We start from the raw sequence: 10,673 nt of genomic DNA, 5'->3' as shown, positions 1-10,673 counted from the left end.
GGGGTATCACCGGGATGAAGCCAAAATTCCCCCACGAAACACAGTAAATCATTGATTTATATGGATTTACATGAAATATGCTAGGACAGCAGATCAGGGCTTATCGTGGGGGTGGGTTTCGATGTGCAACTTGAGTTCGAACGTATTAAATATTCAGCAAAACCCATAGATTTTTTGCAGTTGTAGCGAATAAATAATGCGGTTAGCAGTCGAAGAACCGCCGTCACGCTTTCATTTATCGCGCCGGCGCTGATCCATCCAGGCCAACCAGCCTACCCGATGGGCTTGGGCGTCGTACAAAGCATGGTGCCAGGGGCGTGCCTTCGTGTGGTATTCGCAACCGCTCGGTCGAAGACCCCGGTGTCAATCAGGGGCCGCAGGTCGAACCATCCGGCTAGGTTGTTCGGCCACTCGCCATCTAACGCATCGGCCAGCAGGTCGCGATCATGCTGAGAGTCACAGGCGATCGTCACGCTGCGCGGCAGCGTGGCAAACCAGTCTCGCAACCGGGCTTGCACGTCCACCTTGCGTACGATGGCCTCCTCGATGCGGCCGAGCTGCGACCATACGGCCGATTGGACGAAGGCATTGCACTTCGATCGGTCGAAATCCTGCACTTCCAGGTACAGTTCGTGCCTGCCGTCTTCGCCAACCATGCCGATGCTGATCAGCTCACAGTCGATGAAGTCGGTGAACTCGGTGTCCAAAAAGATCAGCATCGGCATATCCAGATAGGGTCATCAGCTTGCCCCTGCCGGGGCATGGACTTGGCTCCGCCGATCACACCGGCAGTCCATGTTCTATTGCACGGATGATCCGCCGCACTTGTGCGGTGCCGATCGCCGTATCCACCAGCGTGATCGGCCGGCATTCCAGCTCGTCGTGATGGCACGTCAGCCATTCGACAGCCCGTTCCTTGCTACCCAGCGCTGTTTGCATTTCGCCCACCAGTGTCACCAAGCGTAACAGCCGCTCGCTGGCGGCTGAATCAAGCCGTCCTTCTTTGGTAAGTTGGCGTGTGAATGTTCGCTCCGCCACGCCAATGACCACGCACAGCTCCTCGAGCGGCAACCCCAAGTCTTCCTGCACGGCGGCCAAGTCCGCCGTGGACAAACCTTGGCGAATAGCAGCTACCTGCATCGCGGGCCCCGCCTTCACCAGTTCACACACCGTCCCTTGCATTCTCGTCTCCCTTCGATCATGTCGTTTTTTTTTTTTACGGCTTACCGTTTGGATCGATGGCGCGGTCCGCGCCGTTAAACAGATCCATAGTGATCTCACCCTCGTTGCCCTGCGTGTTAGGGATGACCGATTCAGATTTGCCTTGGAGTAGTTGCCACAGCTCGTCGCGACTGGCACTGAGCTGCTGTAGACGTTCGTTCAGTGTAGCAACACTCGTCTCCAGATGAGTGGCGTGCCCCTGAAGCACGTCGCGTGCCTTGCCAGCGTTCTCCGCTGCCTGCTCGCTGCGGCGTAGCTCCTTGCGGGTGGCCACCAGCTCGGCACCGGTACGGGCCGCGTCCTGGTAGGCGTGAGTCAGCTCGTTCTGCTTCACGATCAGCGTCTGGTTCAGCGTACGCAGTTCGGCCTGCAGCTGCTGCACCTGCTGTTCGTGCCGGCGCTGCTCCTGCTCGCGCTGCTCCTTGACCGACTCGCGGTAGTGTTCGAGCGCTTCGCGCGCGTGGCGGTGCTTGTCTTCGAGCGATTGCCGATGTGCTGCGTTTTCGGCCAGTCGCTCCTTGAGGTCGGCTACCTGTTGTTCGAGTTGGGCATTCAACAGTGTGGCGGCCTGCTGTGCTTGGCGGGTTTGCTCGTGCGCCGCTTGCTCGGTCTGCAGGGTGGCTTCGGTACGCTGCAAGTGGCTGCTGAGCCCTTCTATTTCCTGTTTCAGCTTGGCCACCGCCTTGTCGTGCTGCGCGAGCTGCTCGACATGGCGAGCTTGAAGCTCGCTGACGCGCGCCTCGGCCTCTTCGTGCAGCCGTGCGGCGAGCCGCCCGACCAGGTCCTGGATGGCCTCACTGACGGCGACGCCGCGGCCGAAGCCGGCGCCTTCCTCCTCCTCGAGCTCTTTCAGATAGCGGTGGATCGTGGTCTTCGAGCCGGTATTGCCTAGCTCGGCGCGCACCGCGTCGATTGAGGGGTTGATGCCTTGTGCCAGCAAGGCATCACGCGCTTTTTGGACTTCGGACTTGTAGATGCCGGCTCTGGCCATGATGCCACCTCTGACTCGAATTTCGTACTGTGGTACGTACCATGTAAATACATACCAATAGCCCGGCAATTTCAAGGTGATTCTGGCACAAAATAAGGCGTGATAATCAGGACTTATCACGCCTTAGCCTAAAAACTACCTGGCTCCCCACCGCATGGCGGTGTACTGCCTAGTTCGTAACTATGTCACATGGTCGAATACCAGCCCGATCCCGATACGCCTCCATCCAGTGTTCCGATAGCCTGACGGGTATCGCCATCGGCGATGTGGACACAGCCGCAGTAGCTGCACCGCATGGCACCAGCCGCTTCTTCGACCCTCTTCTGGGCATCTATGCTGAGCCTCATCAACTGGCCCACCGACAACGCACTTTGCCGATTCGCTCCGCCACCGGAACAGCTCCGCGGACAATGGGCATGCATAGCTATTTCTCCAGTCGGGCCATCAAGCGCCGCACTATCTCCATGGTATTGGCGAGAGCGCTCGCTTCATCGCAGTTCAGCCACTCCAGATACTGCTCAGCCCATGTCTTGGGCAACGAGTCTGGCAAGGGTGGACTCGCTGGCGCCGAGGCACCGATTACCGGCTGCCAGTAAAACGTCAGCCCATGGCTCGACGCATCCTGCAAAAAAATACTCGGGTTAAGCATCTGATCCTTGATCACCTCGTATTTCATGTGGATGCCGGTTAGCCAGCGGGCTACCCATACTTCCTCGCCCATGTCGGGCAATCGCTTGGACGACTTGATCCAGCCGTCAGCCGCTGCCCAGTCAGAGTGCTCAAATTTATAGCCCATGGATGCCGCTTTTCCTGCTTATTGCGAAAGGTCATGAATGCCTGCGGTTAGCTCCTTACCGATGAGATCGGTCAAGGGCTGGGCCACACGGAGCACTTCCAGTAGCTCAAGGAAGGTATTAGCGACCAGTGTGGCAAACAAGGAACTCTGACCAAAAATCTCAATGTAATATAACGGTTTACCTTTCTGCAGGGCGCGGTCAAAAGCACGGTACAGGCAAATGCTGGACTGGGCCCACCCCGTTTCCGGCTCCGTCGTCAGTTCCAGGCCGTAGCCATTGGCGACGATATTGGTGTGTGCATCCGCATGTTCTGGGTAAATCTCGATGGGGCATGCAATTTCCACCAAGGTCCCATTTTTCAGTGCATAGCATTCGTTATGGTTGACGACAGTAGTGATGGCTGTTTCGTTCATTACGTGTTCTTTCGTCTTGATTGGTTAAAGCGGCTATGCCGTTTTGACACTCTGTTTTCGGGACGGAGTCATGCCGAATTGGGCGAGGTCCATGTGGTTAGTCAACAGCGAGCTGAAAATCGTCTACCTGTACTCACTCTCGTGCCAGCACATCGATGATCGGGCATGAGGTCTCGCCATCGCCCGCATGGCACTGTTGTACCAGCCCGCCCAAGACATCCCGCATGGCGGCCAGGTCGGCGATCTTCTGTTCGATCAGCGCCAGCTTACGGAGAGCCAGTGCCTGCGTTTCCGCACAGGCGCACCCCCCATTCAACTGAAGGAGCCCGCTGACTTCGGTCAGCGTGAAGCCCAGTGCTTGTGCCCGCTTGATGAAGCGTATCCGTTTCACCTGATCTGTCGTGTAGCGCCGATGACCTCCCTGCGGCTTGGCAGGTTCATCCAGCAGACCACGCCGCTGGTAATAACGGATCGTCTCGACATTGACTCCTGCCGCATCCGCCAACTTGCCGATCGTCAGGTCTGCTACCATCAAAATACCCCTTGATTCCGTACCTTAGTACGGAATTTATAGTAACACTATCAAGGTGAGTTTGAAGGAAACAGGCATGGCACCGAGCAATGGGAAAGGTCCCCTCATCGCCGGGGTACTGGCCGCTATCGGTGGGTCGGTGTGCTGCATCGGGCCGCTCGTGCTGCTGGCGCTGGGCATCGGCGGGACGTGGGTCGGCAGCCTGACGGCGATGGAACCGTACCGGCCCATTTTCATCGGGTTGACGCTGCTGTTTCTCGGGCTCGCCTGGCGCAGGCTCTATCAGATGCCGCGGGCCTGCGACCCGAAGACGCCTTGCGCTAATCCACGCACGATCAGACGGCAGCGGCTCACATTCTGGATTATCTCCGTGTTGCTGCTCGGCCTACTCGCCGTGCCGTCCTTGGTACCGCTGTTCTACTGAAAGGAGCTTCCCATGCTCAATCGTCTGACTGCTGCACTTATTGCCCTTCCCGTTGCAGCATTGGCCGCGCCCCCGAAGACCGTCACGCTCGAGGTGAAGAACATGACGTGCAGTCTCTGCCCCATCACGGTCAAAAAGTCACTGGAGAAGGTGTCCGGGGTGAGTGACGTCAAAGTGGATAGCGACAAGAAGACGGCCATCGTGACCTTCGACCCCGACAAGACCCAGCCGGAGGTGCTGACCAGAGCGACCACGAACGCGGGCTATCCCTCCACCCTGCAGAAGTGAGACTGCGATGAGTGCTATCGTTCTCGAATCCGTGCTGACCTGCCCCCACTGTGGCTTCGCCAAACGAGAAACCATGCCCATGGAGGCCTGCCAGTTCTTCTACGAGTGCAGCAGCTGCAAGGCCTTGCTACGCCCCCATCCGGGTGACTGCTGTGTGTTCTGTTCGTTCGGCTCGGTGAAATGTCCGCCGATCCAGGCGCAGCGCGGGTGCTGTGGGTAGTTGTCAAACCACGCCGCCGGCACCCCGAGCCATCTTTGATAACGGCAAGGCGGATGAAACAGCCGGCGGCGTCCGAACTATGAGTCGGTATCCCCGGCGGGAATGGCATCACAGGAGGAAGGATGCACGAGGATGCTGCAGGAACGTCCACGGCAACATTTCTCGTCAAGAACCGCACCAGGTCATTATTCGTCTGGAAATTGGCCCAGCAATAAACGAACCAGCTCTGCTGCCGGGATTCCACCAAGCCAGCTTGGCTGGACGCCTTGAGCTGGAAGGATATCGTCGCTCGTTATCGCAGGCTCAGACCCTGAAGGGCACCTCGAAAAACTCCAGTTCATGGCATGATGGAGACATGCCCCTTCGGACCGTTCTCGCATGATCAAGAACAGCCTTTTTGCCGGACAAGAACGAGAAGCCAAGCTCGACAGGCTCGGAGATGTACTGCGTACCCTGCAAGAGCATGTCGACTTTGCCGCCTTGGCCGCCGAGATCGACCGTGCCGCACCTCGCCCCAGTCGTGAACGAGGTGGACGCCCGCCGTTTCCCACCGAACTGATGGTGAGGATCCTGCTGATTCAGCAACTGTTCAATCTCAGTGACGAACAGATGGAATTCCAGCTGCTGGATCGCCTGAGCTTTCAGCGTTTCGTCGGCTTGCGTGACAGCAGCCAGATCCCGGATCGCACCACAATCTGGATCTTCAAGGAACGCCTGATCGCCGCCAACGCCAGCGAAACCATCTTTGCTGCCGTTAATCGGCAGCTCAATTAGCATGGCTATATCGCCCGCGGTGGCCAGATGATCAATGCCAGCATCGTCCCCGTGCCGCGCCAGGGGATTACCGCCGAAGAGAAAGAGCTCGTTCAGCAGCAGGCCACTCCGGCCGACTGGCCGCCAGCCAAGCGTCGGCAGAAAGACACCAACGCCAAATGGACCAAGAAGCATGGCAAGTCCTACTTCGGCTATAAGCTATCCGCCAGCACCGACAAGCGCTACAAGCTGATCCGGCGCATCGTGGTTGCCACTGCCAGCGAGCACGACACCCTACACTTCGAGGCGGTGCTCGATCCGGGCAATACGGCCCGTGATGTCTGGGCCGACAAAGGCTACGTCGGTCAGCAGCGTGAAGCCCGCCTGACCGGCCAGAGCTGGCGTCTTCACATCCAGCGCAAAGCCCAGAAAAAGTGCCCGCTGTCCGAGTGCCGGGAAGGGAGAAACCGCCGCATCGCCAAGACCCGCGCCCGTATTGAGCATGTCTTTGGCGCCCTCGAACAGCAAGGCGGCAAGGTCCTGCGCAGCATTGGTCTGGCCAGCGCGACCTTGCATCTGAACTGGAAGGTGGCCAGCTACAACCTGCGCCGGCTGTGCTTCCTGAAAACGGCAGGCGTGACGGCCTTAACGCCCAAATGGCGCCTGCGGTGGCTCAAATGGCCACCGGGGCGCAAAAATTAAGCAATAACTGGTGCTAAAACGCATTGGCCTTGCCTCAAGTGGCGGGTTTGTACGTCACGCTCCGCCAAGAATTGGATAATTCGAGGTGCCCAACAGTCTATTCAAACAGAGCTACATTTTTTTGTTATTGCCTACTCATCTAAGACGCAGTTGATGCTTCTTATTCAGCAGTACAAGGTACGCTCAGAAAGTATGAATACAAGCGCTCTGAAGACCAATCTCTGGAACTGAGGGGAAAAACACCCTAAGCTCAATATGGCATAGTGCTATTAAATACGACGTTTTTTGGGCGGGCGACAACCGTTATGTGGCACCGGCGTTACGTCAGAGATACTGATTATGCTGAAACCTTGCTTATTAAGCGAACGGACAGCAGATTCACGACCTGGGCCAGGGCCTCTGATACGAACAGCGAGGTTTTTCACACCATATTCTTTGGCAACGTTACCGGCATGTTCGGCCGCAATTTGCGCAGCAAAGGACGTGCTCTTACGCGAACCCTTAAAGCCAACGCTGCCAGAAGTTGCCCAAGACAGTGCATTGCCGTGTCTATCGGTGATCGTAATGATCGTGTTGTTGAATGATGCATGTACGTGCACAACCCCATCGCTTATCATCTTACGAATTTTTTTACTTACTCGAACAGTCGACTTTGATTTAGCCATTATCTGTATTCCATTATATTTTGCATGGGCGTACCTATTGTAATATTATACGCCAATCTAGATGTATTTAACGGAGTTGAATGACCATCAAGAATTGATATATAAAAATCATCTATCGCATCAAAATAGTCCAGCTCGCCATATTTTACTCACCAAACTATGTCAATGGTGAACATGGCTACTGCCACTAAATTTCTCTCCACAGACGCTTACTTCGCGGGTTGCATTGCATAGTTTTTTGGCGCAATTTTATGTAGCCTACTAAACTCGCTTGATGGCAATGGTTGCATTTGTCCCTCCGAAACCAAAGGAGTTGGAAATGGCGACATCAATTTTCATTTTTCGCGCCTCATTTGCGCAGCAATCAAGATCACACAATTTGTCCTGATTAAAGATGTTGATGGTAGGAGGTGAAACCTGATTGTAAACAGCAAGAGTTGAAAATACTGACTCAATACCACCAGCCGCACCTAACAAATGCCCTGTCATTGACTTGGTCGAATTAATAACCAACCTCTTTGCGTGGCCATCAAATGCACGTTTGAGTGCAATAGTTTCCGCCCTGTCACCGAGTGGCGTTGAAGTACCGTGAGCGTTGACATACTGTACGTCCTGTGGATTCAGTCGAGCATTATGCAATGCGTTGTTAATACATCGCGCTGCTCCATCTCCATTTTCGCAAGGAGCCGTCATGTGGCTTGCGTCAGCACTCATTCCGAAACCAGCCAACTCGGCATATATTTTGGCGCCACGCGCTTTGGCATGCTCGTATTCTTCAAGTACCACGACCCCAGCTCCCTCTCCTAGTACGAAACCATCACGATCCCTATCCCAAGGACGACTTGCCGTTTTCGGGTCATCATTGCGAGTAGAGAGTGCACGTGCAGCACTGAACCCACCAATTCCCAGCGGGGAAATAGTACATTCAGCCCCGCCAGCTATCATGATGTCAACGTCACCATATTCGATTAAGCGACCGGCATCACCAATGCAGTGCGTGCCTGTCGAGCAAGCGCTGACTAACGCGATACTAGGCCCTTTAAATCCATACATGATCGATAGGTTGCCTGATATCATATTTATGATTGAACCAGGAACAAAGAATGGAGAGATTTTTCGTACCCCAGCCGCTACGAATTCATCACGAGTGGTTTCAATCATAGGCAAACCACCAATACCGGAACCAATCGATACACCAATACGTTCGGCATTGAATGGTTGAGCTTCAATCCCAGCATCTTTGATCGCCTGAATGCCCGCAGCCATACCGTAATGGATAAAAGTATCCATGCGGCGGGCATCTTTCGTTGATAAGTACTGGGTGATATCAAAATCTTTGACTTCACCTGCAATCTGCACCGGAAGAGCGGAAGTGTCGAAACGTGTTATCCGATCAATCCCGGATTGCCCAGCAAGTATATTTTGCCAGGCTTGTTCGACAGTATTGCCGACTGGGGAAATAATCCCCAATCCGGTTATTACAACTCTGCGACGTGCCAATTTATTCTCCAATCAGGGTAAGATAAGTGATATTCATAGAAAACTCTGAAAAATATTTTCTCTTGCGATTAATGAGGCTCTCAATGACTTAGCAAAAATTGACGATCTTGCCAGTCAAAATCTCTGGAATTTTGAACGCTTTCACTAATCGATAAACCATTAAAACTCAAGCAATACAGCTCCCCAAGTGAAACCTCCGCCAACACCAACAAACATGACTTTCTGTCCTCGCTGAATGCGCCCATCACGAACCGCTACATCAAGAGCTAAGGGTATGGATGCAGAGGATGTATTACCATGACGATCAACTGTCACAATGACATTCTCCATTGGAAGCCCGAGTTTCTTTGCTGTCGATTCAATAATTCTGGTATTCGCTTGGTGAGGAATTAGCCAGTCAACGTCAATTGATGAAAGTCCTGCCATTTCAAGACACTCAATAGCCACGTCGGCTAATGCGTTGACCGCAAACTTGAATACAGCTGGCCCATCCATGCGCAAAAATGGATCACCGATAATTTTTCCATTGCTGACATTGCCTGGGGCTGATAATATTTTATGATACGAGCCATCAGCATGTGACGCAGTAGCAATAATGCCTGGATTCTCGGAAGCTTCGAGAACAACCGCGCCGGCACCATCACCAAATAGTACGCATGTAGCACGATCCTCCCAGTCTAGAGTCCGTGAAAATACTTCGGCACCTACCACTAGAACTTTTTTATGACTGCCAGAACGAATAAATTTTTCCGCGATGCTTAAAGCGTAAACAAAGCCACTGCATACAGCCTGAACATCGAAAGCCATAGCTCCATGATTACCAAGTTTTGCCTGTAGTAGGCAGGCGGTACTTGGGAAGATAAAATCTGGCGTCGAGGTCGCAAGAATGATCAGGTCAAGTTCTCCAGAATGAATTCCTGCCGAGAGCAACGCTCGATGGCTTGCCTCTAGTGCCAGGTCACTAGATGTACAGCCTATCTCTGCTAGGTGACGTGACTTTATACCCGTTCGAGAGACGATCCACTCGTCAGTAGTATCGATACCTCGTCGAATAAGTGAATAATTACTTACGGGTTGCCCTGGTAGATAACTACCTACCCCGGTGATGCAAGCAAACATAACAATGCGCCCTCTTGGAATCGGTAATGGAGTTATTTCAAATAGTGTCATCCAGCGCCACCGGCACAAGGCAGTCGATTTCACCCGGCGCAGCATTTTCACCTTCGAACGAGTGGTCGGCGTCCTGTTGGCTACTTTGATGCGCTCCCTCCAGGTCGAACTGGATCAGTTCTTCGCCAATGCCTCCCTTCCAGATGGGCGGATGGCACGCAAGTGGCTGAACGCCTCCGCGTTTACCGAACTCAACCAACAGATCGTGGCCGAGGTGCCAACCCACGCTCGATGGCACGGCGACCGCTTCCTGGCGGCCGATTCCACCACCCTGAAACTCCCCGCAACTCACCCCGATACGCGCTCGGAGGAGAAGGGGTTCAACTGCTATCACCACCCCAACGGGGTCTACAGCCTGGCACGCGGCGCCGGTTTATGCGACACCGCAACCGGCCTGATGCGGCGCGCCGACATCGCCGCCGACGCCAAAGGGTAGCGCGAGATGCTGGTCGAACAATTGGACAGCATGAACCGCGACGACTTGTTAGTGCTGGATCGTGGCTATCCCGCCTAATGGCTGTTTGCCCTGCTCAACCAGCGTGACCGGGCCTTCTGTATGCGGCTCGCCACCTCGTTTAGCCCGCAGGTCCGTGCCTTTGTGGCCTCTGGCCACGCCTCGGCGGACGTGATCGTCCAACCGGTTAGCACTGTGGACTGCCCGGATTCCTGTAAGGATTCCTACCTGGGAACTTCAACTTCCAATGCTTTCAAGGCGTACCTTCCCCTGCAATTCAAAGCTGAAATGTGTTCTAGATGCACATATAATGTGTATATTTCGAACTAGGAACCTTATCCCAACATGGAAACCAAGACTGCTCGCCTGACGGTGCTCATTGATCCGGTCAAGAAGAAAGCCTTCGAAGAACTCTGTGCAGCACAAGATCTTACGCCGTCTCAGGTTGTTCGCCAGCTGATTCGTAACTATCTCGAACAGCATCAAGTCGAATACGCAACCAAGAGTCGTTACAATGCCAATAAGTTGATTGAGTCGAAGTGA

General features: G+C 54.2%; 14 protein-coding genes and 1 pseudogene. 6 read left to right on the top strand and 9 right to left on the bottom strand.

Features of this window, described 5'->3' with window-relative positions:
- Positions 1–272 precede the first annotated feature (272 nt).
- From B9N72_RS10425 to merR, 6 genes are all read right to left on the bottom strand, one after another.
- A complete protein-coding gene (locus B9N72_RS10425) occupies positions 273–719 on the bottom strand; it encodes a hypothetical protein (protein WP_085276335.1) in 447 nt (148 codons plus the stop codon).
- 61 nt (positions 720–780) lie between these two features.
- Positions 781–1,182, bottom strand: a complete 402-nt coding sequence (locus tag B9N72_RS10420; protein WP_085276334.1) for an antitoxin Xre-like helix-turn-helix domain-containing protein — start codon at positions 1,180–1,182, stop codon at positions 781–783.
- A gap of 34 nt (positions 1,183–1,216) precedes the next feature.
- Positions 1,217–2,212, bottom strand: a complete 996-nt coding sequence (locus B9N72_RS10415) for a DNA-binding protein (RefSeq protein WP_085276333.1) — start codon at positions 2,210–2,212, stop codon at positions 1,217–1,219.
- A 424-nt stretch (positions 2,213–2,636) separates the two neighbouring features.
- Positions 2,637–3,008 (bottom strand): hypothetical protein, encoded by a 372-nt coding sequence (locus tag B9N72_RS10410; protein WP_085276332.1) that lies wholly within the window; start codon positions 3,006–3,008, stop codon positions 2,637–2,639.
- A gap of 18 nt (positions 3,009–3,026) precedes the next feature.
- Positions 3,027–3,422 (bottom strand): hypothetical protein, encoded by a 396-nt coding sequence (locus B9N72_RS10405; protein WP_085276331.1) that lies wholly within the window; start codon positions 3,420–3,422, stop codon positions 3,027–3,029.
- A gap of 133 nt (positions 3,423–3,555) precedes the next feature.
- Positions 3,556–3,954, bottom strand: coding sequence for an Hg(II)-responsive transcriptional regulator (gene merR / locus B9N72_RS10400; RefSeq protein ID WP_085276330.1), 399 nt, complete (start codon positions 3,952–3,954; stop codon positions 3,556–3,558).
- A 76-nt stretch (positions 3,955–4,030) separates the two neighbouring features.
- Between merR and B9N72_RS10395 the strand changes: the two genes are divergently transcribed.
- From B9N72_RS10395 to B9N72_RS10380, 4 genes and pseudogenes are all read left to right on the top strand, one after another.
- Positions 4,031–4,378 (top strand): mercuric ion transporter MerT, encoded by a 348-nt coding sequence (locus B9N72_RS10395; protein WP_085276329.1) that lies wholly within the window; start codon positions 4,031–4,033, stop codon positions 4,376–4,378.
- A 12-nt stretch (positions 4,379–4,390) separates the two neighbouring features.
- Positions 4,391–4,666 carry a mercury resistance system periplasmic binding protein MerP gene (gene merP, locus B9N72_RS10390; protein ID WP_085276328.1) on the top strand — a complete coding sequence of 92 codons (276 nt, stop codon included), beginning with the start codon at positions 4,391–4,393 and terminating at the stop codon, positions 4,664–4,666.
- Positions 4,667–4,673: 7 nt separating this feature from the next.
- On the top strand, positions 4,674–4,886 hold the full coding sequence (locus tag B9N72_RS21625) for a GDCCVxC domain-containing (seleno)protein (protein ID WP_085276327.1): 213 nt from the start codon (positions 4,674–4,676) through the stop codon (positions 4,884–4,886).
- A 378-nt stretch (positions 4,887–5,264) separates the two neighbouring features.
- Positions 5,265–6,341 (top strand): annotated as a pseudogene (locus B9N72_RS10380) (IS5 family transposase).
- Positions 6,342–6,610: 269 nt separating this feature from the next.
- Here B9N72_RS10380 and rpsK read toward each other — a convergent pair.
- The 3 genes from rpsK to B9N72_RS10365 form a co-directional block, all read right to left on the bottom strand.
- Positions 6,611–7,006: a 30S ribosomal protein S11 gene (gene rpsK, locus B9N72_RS10375; protein ID WP_085276326.1), complete on the bottom strand. Its 396-nt coding sequence runs from the start codon at positions 7,004–7,006 to the stop codon at positions 6,611–6,613.
- Positions 7,007–7,267: 261 nt separating this feature from the next.
- Positions 7,268–8,506, bottom strand: coding sequence for a beta-ketoacyl-ACP synthase II (gene fabF, locus B9N72_RS10370; RefSeq protein ID WP_085276325.1), 1,239 nt, complete (start codon positions 8,504–8,506; stop codon positions 7,268–7,270).
- 159 nt (positions 8,507–8,665) lie between these two features.
- The gene (locus tag B9N72_RS10365; protein WP_327078290.1) at positions 8,666–9,676 is read right to left on the bottom strand and encodes a beta-ketoacyl-ACP synthase III; all 1,011 of its coding nucleotides are present in this window, start codon (positions 9,674–9,676) and stop codon (positions 8,666–8,668) included.
- An 88-nt stretch (positions 9,677–9,764) separates the two neighbouring features.
- On the opposite strand from B9N72_RS10365, the gene B9N72_RS10360 reads away from it, so the two are divergent.
- Together B9N72_RS10360 and B9N72_RS10355 are read left to right on the top strand one after the other, a co-directional pair.
- A complete protein-coding gene (locus B9N72_RS10360; RefSeq protein WP_085276323.1) occupies positions 9,765–10,112 on the top strand; it encodes a hypothetical protein in 348 nt (115 codons plus the stop codon).
- 363 nt (positions 10,113–10,475) lie between these two features.
- On the top strand, positions 10,476–10,673 hold the full coding sequence (locus tag B9N72_RS10355) for a ribbon-helix-helix protein, CopG family (RefSeq protein ID WP_085276322.1): 198 nt from the start codon (positions 10,476–10,478) through the stop codon (positions 10,671–10,673).

Origin of the sequence: Pseudogulbenkiania subflava DSM 22618, assembly GCF_900177275.1 — a bacterium.
Taxonomy (GTDB): domain Bacteria; phylum Pseudomonadota; class Gammaproteobacteria; order Burkholderiales; family Chromobacteriaceae; genus Pseudogulbenkiania; species Pseudogulbenkiania subflava.
Note: the sequence above shows the minus strand (reverse complement) of the source record. Positions and strands in the feature narration are given on the sequence as shown.